At 67.4% G+C, this 13,808-nt stretch carries 18 protein-coding genes and 1 tRNA gene; 12 read left to right on the top strand and 7 right to left on the bottom strand.

The window, feature by feature from the left end; genetic code table 11:
- The first annotated feature begins 50 nt into the window (after positions 1 to 50).
- The 4 genes from ACFQE9_RS13055 to ACFQE9_RS13040 all read left to right on the top strand — a co-directional run bounded on the left by ACFQE9_RS13055 (position 51) and on the right by ACFQE9_RS13040 (position 3,161).
- Positions 51 to 818: an RNase P subunit p30 family protein gene (locus ACFQE9_RS13055; RefSeq protein ID WP_379745417.1), complete on the top strand. Its 768-nt coding sequence runs from the start codon at positions 51 to 53 to the stop codon at positions 816 to 818.
- Positions 815 to 1,294: an Rpp14/Pop5 family protein gene (locus ACFQE9_RS13050; protein WP_379745414.1), complete on the top strand. Its 480-nt coding sequence runs from the start codon at positions 815 to 817 to the stop codon at positions 1,292 to 1,294. Before ACFQE9_RS13055 ends, ACFQE9_RS13050 begins: the two co-directional genes overlap by 4 nt.
- Positions 1,295 to 1,300: 6 nt before the next feature.
- Complete coding sequence (gene psmA, locus ACFQE9_RS13045; RefSeq protein ID WP_379745411.1) at positions 1,301 to 2,113, top strand: archaeal proteasome endopeptidase complex subunit alpha; 813 nt, start codon at positions 1,301 to 1,303, stop codon at positions 2,111 to 2,113.
- A 178-nt stretch (positions 2,114 to 2,291) separates the two neighbouring features.
- Positions 2,292 to 3,161, top strand: coding sequence for an FAD-binding protein (locus ACFQE9_RS13040; protein WP_379745408.1), 870 nt, complete (start codon positions 2,292 to 2,294; stop codon positions 3,159 to 3,161).
- 52 nt (positions 3,162 to 3,213) lie between these two features.
- On the opposite strand, the gene ACFQE9_RS13035 is transcribed toward ACFQE9_RS13040, so the two are convergent.
- Positions 3,214 to 3,435: a PLDc N-terminal domain-containing protein gene (locus ACFQE9_RS13035; RefSeq protein WP_379745405.1), complete on the bottom strand. Its 222-nt coding sequence runs from the start codon at positions 3,433 to 3,435 to the stop codon at positions 3,214 to 3,216.
- 153 nt (positions 3,436 to 3,588) lie between these two features.
- Here ACFQE9_RS13035 and coaBC point away from each other — a divergent pair, with 153 nt between their 5' ends.
- A complete protein-coding gene (coaBC, locus tag ACFQE9_RS13030; RefSeq protein WP_379745402.1) occupies positions 3,589 to 4,815 on the top strand; it encodes a bifunctional phosphopantothenoylcysteine decarboxylase/phosphopantothenate--cysteine ligase CoaBC in 1,227 nt (408 codons plus the stop codon).
- A gap of 35 nt (positions 4,816 to 4,850) precedes the next feature.
- Positions 4,851 to 5,597: a hypothetical protein gene (locus ACFQE9_RS13025; RefSeq protein ID WP_379745399.1), complete on the top strand. Its 747-nt coding sequence runs from the start codon at positions 4,851 to 4,853 to the stop codon at positions 5,595 to 5,597.
- Between the two features lie 89 nt (positions 5,598 to 5,686).
- On the opposite strand, the gene ACFQE9_RS13020 is transcribed toward ACFQE9_RS13025, so the two are convergent.
- Positions 5,687 to 6,088: a type IV pilin domain-containing protein gene (locus tag ACFQE9_RS13020; protein ID WP_379745396.1), complete on the bottom strand. Its 402-nt coding sequence runs from the start codon at positions 6,086 to 6,088 to the stop codon at positions 5,687 to 5,689.
- Positions 6,089 to 6,359: 271 nt separating this feature from the next.
- Positions 6,360 to 7,508, bottom strand: a complete 1,149-nt coding sequence (locus ACFQE9_RS13015) for a mandelate racemase/muconate lactonizing enzyme family protein (protein WP_379745393.1) — start codon at positions 7,506 to 7,508, stop codon at positions 6,360 to 6,362.
- Positions 7,509 to 7,716: 208 nt separating this feature from the next.
- Between ACFQE9_RS13015 and ACFQE9_RS13010 the strand changes: the two genes are divergently transcribed.
- The 4 genes from ACFQE9_RS13010 (at position 7,717) to ACFQE9_RS12995 (ending at position 10,513) form a co-directional block, all read left to right on the top strand.
- Positions 7,717 to 8,298: a GNAT family N-acetyltransferase gene (locus ACFQE9_RS13010; protein ID WP_379745390.1), complete on the top strand. Its 582-nt coding sequence runs from the start codon at positions 7,717 to 7,719 to the stop codon at positions 8,296 to 8,298.
- Between the two features lie 95 nt (positions 8,299 to 8,393).
- Positions 8,394 to 9,746, top strand: coding sequence for an adenylosuccinate synthase (locus ACFQE9_RS13005; protein WP_379745387.1), 1,353 nt, complete (start codon positions 8,394 to 8,396; stop codon positions 9,744 to 9,746).
- A 45-nt stretch (positions 9,747 to 9,791) separates the two neighbouring features.
- Positions 9,792 to 9,983, top strand: coding sequence for a methytransferase partner Trm112 (locus ACFQE9_RS13000; RefSeq protein WP_379745384.1), 192 nt, complete (start codon positions 9,792 to 9,794; stop codon positions 9,981 to 9,983).
- A 107-nt stretch (positions 9,984 to 10,090) separates the two neighbouring features.
- Entirely contained in the window at positions 10,091 to 10,513 is a 423-nt protein-coding gene (locus ACFQE9_RS12995) for a hypothetical protein (protein ID WP_379745381.1), read from the top strand.
- A gap of 23 nt (positions 10,514 to 10,536) precedes the next feature.
- Here the strand turns inward: ACFQE9_RS12995 and ACFQE9_RS12990 are convergent, their stop codons facing one another.
- The gene (locus ACFQE9_RS12990; RefSeq protein WP_379745378.1) at positions 10,537 to 10,743 is read right to left on the bottom strand and encodes a hypothetical protein; all 207 of its coding nucleotides are present in this window, start codon (positions 10,741 to 10,743) and stop codon (positions 10,537 to 10,539) included.
- On the opposite strand from ACFQE9_RS12990, the gene ACFQE9_RS12985 reads away from it, so the two are divergent.
- Positions 10,744 to 11,196, top strand: coding sequence for a hypothetical protein (locus tag ACFQE9_RS12985; protein ID WP_379745375.1), 453 nt, complete (start codon positions 10,744 to 10,746; stop codon positions 11,194 to 11,196).
- Positions 11,197 to 11,354: 158 nt separating this feature from the next.
- A complete protein-coding gene (locus tag ACFQE9_RS12980) occupies positions 11,355 to 12,695 on the top strand; it encodes a cytochrome P450 (protein WP_379745372.1) in 1,341 nt (446 codons plus the stop codon).
- A 162-nt stretch (positions 12,696 to 12,857) separates the two neighbouring features.
- On the opposite strand, the gene ACFQE9_RS12975 is transcribed toward ACFQE9_RS12980, so the two are convergent.
- The 3 genes from ACFQE9_RS12975 to ACFQE9_RS12965 form a co-directional block, all read right to left on the bottom strand.
- A complete protein-coding gene (locus tag ACFQE9_RS12975) occupies positions 12,858 to 13,043 on the bottom strand; it encodes a DUF7333 family protein (RefSeq protein WP_379745369.1) in 186 nt (61 codons plus the stop codon).
- Positions 13,044 to 13,254: 211 nt separating this feature from the next.
- A tRNA-Trp gene (locus ACFQE9_RS12970) sits at positions 13,255 to 13,427 on the bottom strand.
- Positions 13,428 to 13,567: 140 nt separating this feature from the next.
- Complete coding sequence (locus tag ACFQE9_RS12965) at positions 13,568 to 13,792, bottom strand: DUF5795 family protein (RefSeq protein ID WP_379745366.1); 225 nt, start codon at positions 13,790 to 13,792, stop codon at positions 13,568 to 13,570.
- Positions 13,793 to 13,808: the final 16 nt, after the last annotated feature.

Raw genomic sequence — 13,808 nt, 5'->3', positions numbered from 1 at the left:
ACGCGGCGACAAGCGCAACCCCCAAATCCCCCGCCGGCGAATCCGCGGGCATGTACGAGGCGGTCCACGCGTATCCCGACGGCGACTCGACCGTCGCCCGGTTCGCCGAAACGGCGGCGCGTATGGGATACGACGGGATCGTCGTTCGCACGCGGGCGGCGACGAGCGATCCGGGATCGAACGTCTCGAGCGACCTCGAGGCGCTCCGCGAGGAGTACGGGATCGACGTGGTGGCCGGCGTCGAGGTGCAGTCGGACGATCGATCGAGCGCAAGCGGCTCCGTCGGCAACTTCAGACCGGAGTTCCCCGTGCTCTCCGTGCGGGGCGGATCGGACGGGCTCAACCGGTTCGCGGTCGAGTCGGACCGCGTCGACGTGCTCTCGCGACCCACCGACCGCGGCGGCGGGTTCAACCACGTCCTCGCGAAGGCGGCACGCGAACACGACGTTCACGTCGAGTTCGATCTGGGCCCCGTTCTCCGCGAGAGCGGCGGAAAACGCGTGAAGGTGCTCTCGCGGCTGCGCAAGCTCCGTGAGATCCTCGACCACTACGACTCTCCCTACGTCGTCAGCGCGAACGCGCGATCGCATCTGGAGCTCCGGGCGCCCCGCGAGCTGTGTGCCGTCGGCGAGGCGATCGGGTTCTCGCACGAGGCGATCCGGAAGGGGCTCGACGCGTGGGAGACGATCACGGATCGGAACCGCCACCGGCTCTCGGACGCGTTCGTCGAGCCGGGCGTTCGGCTGGGGCGATACGAGGGACCGGTATCCGATCGAGAGGAGTATGGGGATCGAGAGGCGGGAGGCGATTCGGAGTGAAACACCTCCCGAAACACCTGCGACCGCGATGGCGATACGTCGCGGTCGGCATCGAGGCGTGGCCGGACGCGACGGTCCGACGGCGGGAGTTCCAGCGGGCTCTCTGGTACGCCGCCGGAAACCTGCTCGGAGACCCCGGAAGCGCCGACGCGGTCCTGTCGGTTTTGTCCTTCTCCTTCGAGAACGGCACGGGCGAGGCGGTCGTTCGAGTCCGACACGGCCACCTCGAGGAGGCACGGGCGGCGATCGCCTGCGTCTCCGAGGTCGACGGCGATCCGGTCGGCGTCCACGTCCGGGGCGTCTCGGGAACGGTTCGGGCCTGTGAGGAAAGATATATGGGTCGGGCGAGCCGAATCACGCCACAGAGAGACGTCGCGTTCGAGGGTGGCGATCGACCGGCCGTCGTCCGGGAGGACGCGGTCGACGTGTCGGTCGACGGCGGCCACGTCGGCGCGACGCGACTCGACCTCGAGTGATACTACATGCAGGGACAAGCCCAACAGCAGGCGTACGACCGCGGCATCACGATCTTCTCCCCCGACGGTCGGCTCTATCAGGTGGAGTACGCGCGCGAGGCCGTCAAACGCGGCACCGCGAGCATCGGGATCCGCGCCGAGGACGGCGTCGTCCTCGTCGCCGACAAGCGCGCACGCTCGCCGCTCATGGAGCCCGCGAGCGTCGAGAAGATCCACAAGGCCGACGACCACGTCGGAGTCGCCTCCGCCGGCCACGTCGCCGACGCGCGACAGCTCATCGACTTCGCGCGCCGGCAGGCGCAGGTGAACCGGCTGCGCTACGGCGAGGCGATCGGCATCGAGACGCTGACAAAGGAGATCACGGACCACATCCAACAGTACACCCAGATCGGCGGCGCGCGTCCGTTCGGCGTCGCGCTCATCGTCGGCGGCATCGAGAACGGCGAGCCGCGCCTCTTCGAGACCGACCCCTCCGGAACGCCCTACGAGTGGCAGGCGCTCTCCATCGGCGCGAACCGCTCCGACGTCCGCGAGTTCCTCGAGGAGAACTACTCGGAGGACATCGGGATCGAGGCGGCGATCGGCCTCGCCCTCGAGGCGCTCGCCGAGGTGAACGACGACGACGGGCTCACCCCCGACGGCGTCGGCGTCGCGACCATCGAGGTCGACGACGAGGACTTCCACGAGCGCTCGGCCGAGGAAAAGGAGTCGATCCTGGCCGATCACGACCTGCTCGCGAGCAAGGAGGACGACGCTGCGGAGGACGCCACGGGCGACGCTGACGAGAGCGGAACGGACGAAGGCGGCGCCGACGAGTAGCGATCCGGGACGGCTTCGATCGAACGCTTCGGACGTCCCCGTCGAACGCTTCGGACGTCCCCGTCGAACGCTTCGGACGTCCCGTTGGCCGCACCGAACCGCCGTCCGACTTCCCGCCTTTTCGCTCGTCGACGATCGAACCCGGGAGATATATGTACGAACTCCGCCAGCCACCGGCATGAACGGTTCACCGGAACGAACGGCGGACGAGGACGTGGAGGGAGATCGAACGGCGGACGATCGAACGGCGGACGACGTCGTCGACGTCCTGATCGTCGGCGGGGGGGTTGCGGGACTCTCGGCGGCCACTTTCACCGCACGCGCCGGGTTGGAGACGGTGGTCGCGACGGCCGGCGAGTCGATCCTGAAGCGGAACGCACACGTCGAGAACGTCCCCGGGTTCCCCGCCGGAATCAACCCTCGTCTTCTCTTAGATCTGCAGCGCTCGCAGGCGACACGAAACGGCGCCGACCTGCGACGCGTCCGCGTGACCGCGATCGAATCGACCGACCGCGCGAACGCCGGATTCCTCGCGACCGTGGAGCCGGCGGGGTCGTCGACGGGCTCGGAGGAGAACTCGGATCCCTCGACCATCGTCGCCGACCGCGTCGTCGCCGCCTCGTGGTCGGACGCGTCGTACCTCGAGCCGGCGGGCGCGGACCTCCGGGACGCGGGCTCGAAGACGTACGTCGAGGACGACGGACACGGCCGCACTTCCGTCGAGGGGATCTACGCCGCGGGGCGGCTCGCCGAGCGGTACCACCAGGCGGTCGTGGCGGCCGGCGACGGGGCCCGAACGGCGATCACGCTGATCCACGACGCCGAGGTCCCCTTCTACCACGACTGGGTGGCGCCGGAGGGATACTTCACCGACCGCGGTCGCGAGGTTCCGCCGGGATGTGAGGAGATCACGGAGGAGGAACGGCTGGCCCGCGAGCGCGAGTCGATGGCGGAGATGCGCGAGCACTTCGCCGAGCCGCACGGCGAGCGCCAGCGAACCCACCCGAGCCTCGTCGACGATGAGCTCGGGCGCGTCCCGGAGGAGTGAGGCGCCGGCCAGGCTCTCTCGCCAGGTCACCGATCCGTGTCTCGCTCGCGTCTCACGCTTGGTCGCGGCCGAGCAGGACGTACAACACGATCCCGAGAAGCGGCGCGAGGAAGATCACGATCGCCCACAGGAACGCCGGGTGGCTGCTGTTCGTCTTCGCGTCCATGTACGTCCAGACGACGAGCGCGAGCTGGACGAGGAGGGCGAGCAGTCCGAACAGAAGGGCGATCGCGGCGCCGCCCTGCTGAAGCAGGATGTCCGTCGCGGGGAACATATCACGCGGATTCACCCCTCGAGGCAAGGGTCTTTCGGTGGCCGAATCCGGACGCGGCGTCCCGGGACTCCTCTCCCGGCACTCACCCTCCGGAGCGTCGACGGTCGTCGTTTCGGGAGGGTATTTAACCCACACCGCCGAATCGGGCACACGATGCTTTCGGGGGTCAACGTCGCGCTCGGCGTCACGGGCAGCATCGCGGCCGTGAAGACCGTCGAACTGGCCCACGAGCTCCGACGCCACGGGGCGAGCGTCCGTGCGGTGATGACGCCCGCGGCGACGCGGATCATCCATCCGTGGGCGCTGTCGTTCGCGACCGACCACGAGGTCGTCGAGGAGATCACCGGCGACGTCGAGCACGTCGCGCTCTGCGGGCGTGACGGCTGGGCGGACGTGTTCCTCGTCGCGCCCGCGACGGCCAACACCGCGGGCAAGATGGCCGCCGCGATCGACGACACGCCGGTCACGACCTGTGCCACCACGGCCCTCGGCGCCGACGTCCCGGTCGTCCTCGCGCCCGCCATGCACGAGCCGATGTACGACCATCCCGGCGTGCTCGAGGCGCTTGCGACCCTCGAGTCGTGGGGCGTCGACCTCGTCGACCCGCGGATCGAGGAGGGGAAGGCGAAGATCGCGAGCGAGGAGGCGATCGCCACGGCGCTCGCGCGCGCGACCACGCCACGGACGCTCGCGGGCAGACACGTCGTCGTCACCGCCGGCGCCACCACGGAGTACATCGACCCGATCCGGATCCTCACGAACCGGGCGTCGGGTCGGACGGGACGGGCGGTCGCGCGCGCCTGCTACGTCCGCGGCGCGAGCGTCACGCTCGTCCACGACGGCCCCGACGTCGAGTACGCCGACGTGAAACGCGTCGAGACCGCGGACGAGATGCTCGCGGCGGTCTCGGAGGCCTGCGTCACCGCGGACGCGCTGGTCTCGGCGGCGGCCATCTCCGATTTCACCGCGGACGCGGTCGAGGAGAAGATCCGTTCCGGCTCCCCGCTGTCGGTCGAACTCGAGCCCACGCCGAAGCTCATTGACTCCGTGCGGAGGGACCACCCCGACCTCCCGATCGTCGGGTTCAAAGCCGAGACGTCCGGCGACGACGCCGCGATGGTTCGGGAGGCGAACCGCATTCGCGATCGGGTCGGGCTGGCCTTCGTCGTCGCCAACGACGCGAGCGTGATGGGCGAGGACGACACCCGCGTGCTCTTCGTCGCCGGCGAGGACGACCCCGCCGACGTCGAGGAAGCGCGCGGCGGTAAGGACGTCGTGGCCGGTCGCGTCGCCGAGCGCCTGGCGAGGGTTCTCGACGGCGGGAGCGACGCCGACATCGAGACCGGGACCGGCACGGAGGGCGACGAGCCGGAGAGATAACGACCTTTATGCTCGCCTCGCCGCGAGTGTCCGGCATGGAGACGCTCGCGGACGTGCTGGCCCGCGATCGACGCAGCGACGACCTCGCGCTCGTGACCGCGGACGGACGCGAGCGGAGCTACCGCGAGGTGATCACGAACGCCTACCGCGGCGGCAACGCGCTTCGCCACGAGGGCGTCCGCCACGGCAGCGAGGTGGGAATCGCTCCCGTCGCCGACCTGCCCTCGGTCCTCGCGTTCCTCGGCGCCGGACTCCTCGGCGCACACGTTCGGTTCGACGTCCCCGCCAGCCGAGACGCGGGCGCGCGGGCGCTCGTCGTGCCAACCGCCGAGGCCGAGTCCCTCGACGCGTCGCCGGGGACCCGGATCGTCGCCGTCGGCGACCCGCCCGAGGACCCGCGAATCACCCACTGGGAGTCGGACGTCTGGAGCGAGAACCCCGCGTTCCCGCCGACCGACCTCGACCCCGACGATCCGCTGGTTGTGAGTACTGCTCCCGACGCCGATCGCGGCGAGGGCCGGAGCGTCACCCACGGCGAGGCGCTCTCGGCGTCGGCAAGCCTCGTGGAACGCTACGGGCTCGATCCGGACTCCCGCGTCGTCGTCCGCGACTCCCTGGCCAGGCCGGGAACCGTGGTCGCGGGACTGATCGCGCCGTTGACCTGCGGGGCGACGATCGTGTTGCGACCGCCCGGCGACGAAGCGAGCGAGTCCGACGGCGACGTGTCGATCGGCGAGGGACCGGAGCGGGAGTCGATCGGACCCGAGGACGTGCCGGTTTGAGGCGGGGTTCTTGAGAGGATCCGTAGGGACGGAGATGGTTCTGGCGAGTGTGAAAAAAGTGGGTCAAGAGTGACCCGAAAGCGAGTTAGCTATTCGGGCGCGGTGTCCGAGGCGAGCGTGGCTGAGGATCCGCCGGAGGAGGATTCCCAGTTGACGTTCACGGTTTGGCCAGACCGAGATCCAGCATCATGGTTGAACGTGCGTGACGTTCCCGCAGAAATCTCTTCCGCTGGCCACTGGTTACTGCCAGTGTCCGGTGAGGCTATGCAACCTTCAGAGGCAGTTACCGTAACCGTATTCGTGTCTGCGTCGATCGTATCGTCCTCAGTGTGAGTGATGTCTACGCTTCCGGTGTTGCCGGCATTACAGTCGAAATTGAAGCTCGAGGTCGGCTGTTGATCCTGCAAGTCGTCGCCAAGACCGAGCACGAAGGTACCGATCACGGCCGCGAGGATCACAGTGATCGCGGCCATCAGAATCACGCCGATCACGGACTGACCGCTCGATCGTCCATGAAGAGTTGTTTCGGATTCATGATTCGTACAACGGGCTGTCGAAGGATCGCGAGAAAGTCGATCGCACGCGAAGGTCCGGTTACGACTTCCGTTCCCCCGACGTGTCCCCCCGATCGCCCGTGTTGCCTGTCGTTGTGGTTGAACGGACAACTGAGAGATACGTAATGTTTGACGTTTTGGGGTATTGCGAGCGTCTGACGCCGTCACGGGAGATAACGGGAGAAACCGACGTTCGAGATCCCGAGTCTCACTCCTCGATCCGATGTTTCTCCAGCCCGCCCCGGTCGATCTCGATGCCGAGGCCGGGTCCGTCGGGGACGGAGACGCGTCCGTCGTCGCTTACGTCGAATCCGCCGATGCCGAGGTCCTCGCGAAGCGGGTTCGAGGAGTTGTCGAACTCGAGCCAGGGCTCCGCCTGCCCGTCGAACGTCGCGATGAGCTGGAGGCTCGCGGCGATGGCGACCGGGGTTCCCCAGACGTGGGGGACGACGGGAGTCCCGGCGGCTTCCGCCCGCGTCGCGACGTCCGACGCCGAGGAGAGCCCGCCGACGTTGCAGACGTCGGGCTGAACGATATCGAGGGCGCCGGCGGCGAGGAGGTCCGCGATCTCCGCGGGCGTGTGACACTCCCCGCCCGTGACCCGGACGTCGAGGGCGTCGCTGAGGGCGGCGTAGCCGTCGTGGTCCTCCGGCGGGACCGGCTCCTCGAACCAGTAGACGTCGAGGTCCTCCAGGGCCCGACCGACGCGGCGGGCCGTCGCGGCGTCGTAGGCGTAGTTGGCGTCGGCCATCACGTGGACGTCCTCGCCGACCGCCTCGCGGATCCGACGGACGAGTTCGATGTCCTCCTCTGGTCCGTACCCGACGTGCGAGAGGCCGATCTTCGCCTTGACGGCGCCAAGTCGATCGGCGTTTTCGGCCGCCTCCGCGGCGATGCGGTCGTACTGCTCCGCGAGCGACGCGTCGTGTTTGAAGTAGTGGCCGGTCGCGTACGCGCGGACGTCCTCACGGCGGCGGCCGCCGAGCAGCGAGGCGACGGACTCGCCGGCGAGCTTCCCCCGGAGGTCCCAAAGCGCGACGTCGACGCCGCTTATCGCGGGCAGCGGGACGATCGACTGGTAGGCCGCCCGGGTCGCATCGTACATCTCGCGGTGGAGCCGTCGGACGGCAGTCGGGTCCTCGCCCTCGATCATCGGCGCGAGGAGGTCCGTGATCGTCTCGCGCGTGCCGGCGATCGGACCCCAGCACTCGCCCCAGCCGACGGTTCCGTCGTCGGCCTCGATGCGGACCAGCAGGGCGGTTCGCTCGCCGACCCACGCCTGGGCGTAGCCGAACGGTTCCTCCAGGGTGGACCGGAGCGGGACGGTCTCGACGGACCGGATCGTGGGGGTCGACATGACGCCACGACCGAGGCGGTCGGGTCCATTAGTTCTTGTGTCCCCGGCGCCCCCGGCCGCGTCGTCGTCGGCGCCAGCCTCCGGATTGACGGCGACGGCAGCAGGTGACGGCGATGGGTGATGGAAACGTCGTCGTCACTGGGAGCGATGGCGAATTCGGGCCCGGATCCGGGGAACGGTTTTCACGGTGGGGACGCTTAGGTCGGGTATGTACGTCCGCGACGCCAAGAACCGCGATGAGGCGTGGCTTCTGGACCACATCGAGGACATGGGCCTCGACGACGCCGCCTTCCGGTCGCGCGATTACGTCATCGCGGTCGACGAGGAGTCGAACGAACGCGTCGGCTTCGGGCGGCTCCGGATCCACAAAGGCGACCCCGAACTCTGTGAGCTCACGGGGATCGGCGTCCTGGAGGCCTGGCGCAACCAGGGCGTCGGCGCGCACGTGATCGAACGGCTCGTCGAAACCGCTGACGCCGAGGAGTTCTCGACCGTCTACACGCTCACCGACCAGCCGGGCTACCTCGAGCGGTTCGGTTTCGATCGCGTGGACGACGACACCCTCCCCGACCGCCTCGGCGAGCGTCTCGCGGAGAAGCGCTCGACCGTGGACGAGGACGTGGTCGCGCTGCGGCTCGACGTCGACGACTTCGAGATCCCGTCCGGTGCCCGCAAGGCGTTCAAGGACGCCGCGCCGGAGGAGACCGACGGCTCCGAATCGGAGGAGTCGCCGGAGGACTTCGGCATCGATCCGGACTCCGCGACCTACAAGTACGACACCGGCGGGTGAGCGGCGGGGAACGGATCCGGAGCCGGCTCCGGCGAGCTTCGGGTCACCGGTCCGGACCGTAATCGGTTTAGCAGGGCCTGTAGAATGGCGGGTGTATGACTGTCACCATCGTCGGCTCCCAGCTTGGAGACGAGGGGAAAGGCGCCCTCGTCGACCGGTGGGGAGGGGACGCGGACGTGATCGTCCGTTATCAGGGCGGCGACAACGCCGGCCACACCGTCGTCCAGGGCGGCGACGAGTACAAGTTATCGTTAGTGCCGAGCGGCGCCGTTCGCGACAAGGTCGGCGTCCTCGGAAACGGCTGTGTCGTCAACCCACGAACGCTCTTCGAGGAGATCGACGGCCTGCGCGAGCGGGGACTCGATCCGGACGTCCGCGTCGCCAAGCGCGCACACGCGATCCTGCCGTACCACCGCGTGCTCGACGGGATCGAGGAGGAGGCGAAGTCGGATTCGGACCTCGACGCCGGCACGACCGGCCGCGGCATCGGCCCGACCTACGAGGACAAGGCCGGCCGACGCGGGATCCGGATCGGCGACCTGCTCGACCCGGAGGTGCTTCGCGAGCGCCTCGAATACGTCGTGCCCCAAAAGCGGGCGATCGCCGAGGACATCTACGGGCTCGACCTCGAGGGGAGCGATCGCGCCGATGCCTTCGACGTCGACGCGCTCGTGTCGGAGTACGTCGAATACGGCGAGCGGCTCGCCGCCGGTGAGATGGCGATCAACTGTTCGCGGTTCCTCCACGCCCGCCGGTCGGCCGGCGACCGGATCATGTTCGAGGGCGCACAGGGGACCTCCATCGACATCGACCACGGGATCTACCCGTACGTCACGTCCTCGAACCCCACCGCCGGCGGCGCCGCGGTCGGCTCCGGCGTCGGTCCGACGGTCGTCGGGCAAGGCGAGGTCGTCGGGATCGTGAAGGCCTACCTCTCGCGGGTCGGAACCGGCCCGCTCCCGACCGAACTCGACGCGACCGACCGCGAGGAGGAACTCGCGGACTTCATCCGCGAGAAGGGCGGGGAGTTCGGCACCGTCACCGGCAGGCCGCGTCGGATCGGCTGGCTCGACGTGCCGATGCTCAGACACGCCTCCCGGGTCTCCGGATTCACGGGGATCGCCGTCAATCACGTCGACGTCCTCGCCGGGCTCGACGAGCTGAAGGTCTGTCACGCCTACGAGCTCGACGGCGAGCGGCTCGAGGTCATGCCCGCGACCACCGAGGAGTGGGGTCGGTGTGAGCCGGTCTTCCGCGAGTTCGATCCCTGGCCGGAGTTCGACTCCGGGGCCGTCGCACGCGAAGGATACGACGCGCTTCCGGAGGGAACGAGGGCGTACCTCGAGTACGTGAGCGAGGAGGTCGAAGCGCCCGTCTACGCCGTCGGCGTCGGGCCGGGCCGCGAGGAGACGATCGAGCTCGCGAACCCGTTTTCGTCGGACGAGTGAGGGCCAACCCGCAGGCTTTTTGCGTCCCTTCGCGTACCGCCGGGCATGAAGGAGTCGCTTCTGGACGTCGTCTGCTGTCCGCTCGACAAACACGATCTGGAGCTCGACGTCGAGGACCGCACGGACGAGGAGATCCTCGAGGGAACGCTCACCTGTAGCGACTGCGGCGAGGTCTATCCGATCGAGGACGGCATCCCGAACCTCCTCCCCCCGGATATGCGCGAGGAGTCCGACTGAACGACCCCGTGACGTGGTGACTTCGTGCCGCGTCGGCGAACCCCGCACATCCTTGGTGGGTGAGAACACCACCCACACTATTACCCTCGGCGAGCGTATGGACGTCCATGGACGTCCGTCGCTGGACGCCGTTCACGTTCATCGCGCCCGCCCGCTACGTCGACCGCGACGACTGGTGGCAGTCCTTCGACCTCCTCGAGTGGTCGCGCTCGGAGTACTCCTGGCGGGAGGACCCCTGGAACGGCGTTCGTGATTTCGCGCGGCGTCCGCGCGAGTGCGTCGAGACCGGTCGCGGTGACTGTGAGGATTACGCGCTCGTCGCGCTCTCGTGGGCGGCCGCACACGACCGCGACGACGTCGGGCTCGGGTTCTGTTGGGAGTGGCCCTACCCCTGGCCGCGACACGTGATCGCCTTCGACGACGAGCGCGTGTACTCCTCGGGCCGCGTCCACGAGACGAGCGTCGAGGAGTGGACGGCCGACTCGAGATACTCGTACGTGCTCGAACGGCGCGTGAGCCTGCCGCCGTGAACTCGCGGTCCGGGAACGAAGCCCTAAGTGAGTTCGAGATCAATGGTACCTATGCACACGAAGTGGATACGTACGGGAGCCGAGATCTCCTCGACGCTCACCCCAGCGTTTGCCTCGACGCTCACTCCAACGTTCGCCTCGACACCCACCCCGACGCTCGCGTCGGCTCCGACGTCCCGTCGTTCGTCGAGCGGAAGATGACGGGAGTCGACCTCTGGGACGTCGTTCACGTGCCGTTCGACGCCGTTCGGACCGGCTATCGCCAGCTGCGGAAAGCGCTTTTCACGGCACCGCGGCCGTCCGGGGAGTACCTGGTCGTCGATCGGACCGTCGATGATCTCGAGGCGGAACTCGGCGCGTACAGCTTCGCGCCGAACTGGGAGTTCTCCTATTACGAACGCGGCGAGGTCTTGAATCTCGCCCGTGTCGTGTACGAACGCGAGACGGTCGAGGGGACGACCTACCGTTGGTGGCAGACCCACCTCCGCGGCTGGCGCGGCGACGACGACCGGATCGAACTCCACGCACACTGGGAGCTCGAGCCGACCGAGAACGGGAACCCCCACATCGACGGCGTCGGATTCGACTTCGATCGCGGAATGTCCACGCTGGAGTCGTTTCTCGACGAGGCCGGGATCGACTACGAGTCGGAGACGATCGAGACGGGGACGTCTCACGGGTGACGGTCGGGAGCCCACTGACCGTTTCCTCCGGACTCGTCGAACCGCCCGGACTCACCGCCATTTCGAACTCGCCGAAACGAACGGATTCGACGACATGCCGCGCTCGGAGAGGAACATGGGCAAATTATATTGTAACGAGTGCCGACACACTACGCATCGTGGACGATCGCAAGGGAACGGAACGAGGTGGCGAACCATCGGGCCCGTCGGGCCTCCCGTTTGTGGGGAACATCTACCAGTTCGCGTCCGATCCGCTGTCGTTCTACGAGGAGGTGGCACGCGAGTACGGGCCGATCGCACGGTACACACTCGGCGGGAGGGAGTTTTACCAGTTGAGCGATCCCGACCTCGTCGAGCAGGTGTTGGTCCACCAGAACGACAGGTTCCACAAAGGAGAGGAGTATCGACGGATTCTCAACCCGATCATCGGCGACGGCCTGTTGATCAGCGAAGGCGAACTCTGGCGACAACAGCGTCACCGGATGCAGCCGGCCTTCCATCCCGAGGCACTCGCGGACTACACGCCGCTGATCGTCGAATACACCGAGCGGTTACTGACGGACTGGCGCGACGGCGAGGTCCGGGACATCCACGCGGACATGATGCACCTCACCGTCGAGATCACGGCGAAGGCCCTGTTCGACGTGGACATTCGGGAGTACGAGTCCAACATCGCCGACGCCCTCGAGGCGGTGATGAACCGGTCGGAGAAACGACTCGAGCGTCCCATCGAGATTCCCGATAGCGTCCCGACGCCCGGCAACCGGCGGTACAAACACGCGCTCTCGACGCTCTATGCGATCGCATCGGAGATCGTCGAGGCGCACGACGCCGACGGAGACGACGTGGTCTCGCGGCTCCTGCAGGCGAAATCACGTGTGGAGGGGATCGACGAGGAGCAGATAAAAGACGAGGTGGTGACGCTGCTGTTGGCGGGCCACGAGACGACCGCGCTCGCGTTGAGTTACACCCTCTTCCTGCTGGCAACGAACCCCGAGCAAGCGGATCGGCTGCGAGCCGAACTCGACGAGAAGGTGAACGGGGGCCCGCTGTCGATGGACGTCGTCGAGGAGTTGCCGTATACGAAACGGACGATCAGGGAGGGAATGCGCGTGTACCCGCCGGTACAGAGTCTGGTACGCGAAACCACGGAACCGGTCGAACTCGACGGCTACGAGCTCTCCGAGGGAACCGTAGTGACGGTACAACAGTGGGTACTCCATCGTGATCCTCGGTTCTACGAAGCCCCCGGCGCGTTCCGGCCGGGGCGGTGGAGCGAGGAGTTCCGCGACTCGCTCCCGCGCTTTGCGTACTTCCCCTTCGGTGGCGGGCCACGGCGCTGTATCGGCGAGAACCTCGCCAAGCTGGAGGCGCGGCTGGTACTCGCCACGATCGCACAGGAGTGGGAGTTCGAACCCGTGACCGACGAGCTGTCGTTCTCGCCGTCGATCACGCTGCGACCGGACGGAGCGGTGAAGGTGCGGGTCAGACGGCGGTAGGATATACGGTCCACGTCGAGCAGGGCTCGCCCCCGAAAAGGCCACGACGTGCCGGCTCGACGGGTCAGCGGGGCGAGTTACTCGGTGTCGGCGGAGGGAGCTTCGATCCCTCGGAGCGAGCATCGACCCTGCTCCCGCGGAATCAGCGATCGAGCCGGGGTACTACGGGCTGGCGCGGAACTCGCCGTGTTTCATCCCGAGGAAGAACGCGATGATCGAGAAGACGATCATCGAGGGCAGGACCATCATGAAGACCGTCGAGGAGGTCATCACGTTCGTGAGCGCGACCGTCGCGACGGCGACGATCACGACGAGTGGAACCACCGACCGTGTGAAGTCGAACTTCATACCCATCGTTGTGGCCGGACGAACAAAAACCCGACCCGGTCGCGGTGGACATTGACGCGGCCGCGACGAGCTGCGCCCGGAAACGATCCAGCGGTGCAGCACGGACGTCCTCGTGCTACATCAATCATACGACCTACTTCTTTCGATTAAAGAACTCTATTGGATTAAGTAGTGACCTCTCAGAACGAAACAGTTAGAGTAAAGACCGGTATGGGGCCGGAGGGATTTGAACCCCCGATCGACTGATATCTCCGGCTGCCTCGGTACTCCAGAACGTCGTCAACGCGGGCGATGATCAGTCGTCCGCTCGGAATATCAGTCCGGAGTTCGTCACCGGGCGTCACCTCTGGAGTCAGTCGCCATGCCTGGCTTGGCCACAGCCCCTCGTGATCTCGCATCCGAGCGTTCACCATCTGACTCTAAAGGGGTTTCGATCGAACGGCGATCGACGGACGTCGATGTGGTGTGGTCGGCCGATCGATCCCGCTCGACGTCCCGTCCAGCCGGCTCGGCATCCCTCGCCGCTATTCGGCGTCCGTCTCCGACCAGTCGCACTCCTGGCACTTGTAGCCGGTCACGAACGCGGTGACCGAGGGCATGTAGCCAACCCGAACGACGTCGCCGCCGCAGTCGGGACACTCGCGGTCGGCGTCCTCGATCGACTCAGCCTCGAGCACCGACTCGCCCTCGATCAGCTCCGCGAGCCGCTCCGGCGTTACCATCCGTCCCTGAACGACGCGATTGCTCATACGACCACTGACGCTC

Origin of the sequence: Halopenitus salinus, assembly GCF_042662125.1 — an archaeon.
Classification (GTDB): domain Archaea; phylum Halobacteriota; class Halobacteria; order Halobacteriales; family Haloferacaceae; genus Halopenitus; species Halopenitus salinus.
This window is presented reverse-complemented; position numbering and strand designations above follow the sequence as displayed.

Coding starts and splice junctions, on each gene's coding strand:
- ACFQE9_RS12975 (WP_379745369.1), bottom strand. CDS start 13,043: ATGAAGTTCGACTTCACACGGTCGGTGGTTCCACTCGTCGTGATCGTC.
- ACFQE9_RS13015 (WP_379745393.1), bottom strand. CDS start 7,508: ATGTCGACCCCCACGATCCGGTCCGTCGAGACCGTCCCGCTCCGGTCC.
- ACFQE9_RS13005 (WP_379745387.1), top strand. CDS start 8,394: ATGACTGTCACCATCGTCGGCTCCCAGCTTGGAGACGAGGGGAAAGGC.
- ACFQE9_RS12995 (WP_379745381.1), top strand. CDS start 10,091: ATGGACGTCCGTCGCTGGACGCCGTTCACGTTCATCGCGCCCGCCCGC.
- ACFQE9_RS13035 (WP_379745405.1), bottom strand. CDS start 3,435: ATGTTCCCCGCGACGGACATCCTGCTTCAGCAGGGCGGCGCCGCGATC.
- ACFQE9_RS12965 (WP_379745366.1), bottom strand. CDS start 13,792: ATGAGCAATCGCGTCGTTCAGGGACGGATGGTAACGCCGGAGCGGCTC.
- ACFQE9_RS13010 (WP_379745390.1), top strand. CDS start 7,717: ATGTACGTCCGCGACGCCAAGAACCGCGATGAGGCGTGGCTTCTGGAC.
- ACFQE9_RS13040 (WP_379745408.1), top strand. CDS start 2,292: ATGAACGGTTCACCGGAACGAACGGCGGACGAGGACGTGGAGGGAGAT.
- ACFQE9_RS13000 (WP_379745384.1), top strand. CDS start 9,792: ATGAAGGAGTCGCTTCTGGACGTCGTCTGCTGTCCGCTCGACAAACAC.
- coaBC (WP_379745402.1), top strand. CDS start 3,589: ATGCTTTCGGGGGTCAACGTCGCGCTCGGCGTCACGGGCAGCATCGCG.
- psmA (WP_379745411.1), top strand. CDS start 1,301: ATGCAGGGACAAGCCCAACAGCAGGCGTACGACCGCGGCATCACGATC.
- ACFQE9_RS13025 (WP_379745399.1), top strand. CDS start 4,851: ATGGAGACGCTCGCGGACGTGCTGGCCCGCGATCGACGCAGCGACGAC.
- ACFQE9_RS13055 (WP_379745417.1), top strand. CDS start 51: ATGTACGAGGCGGTCCACGCGTATCCCGACGGCGACTCGACCGTCGCC.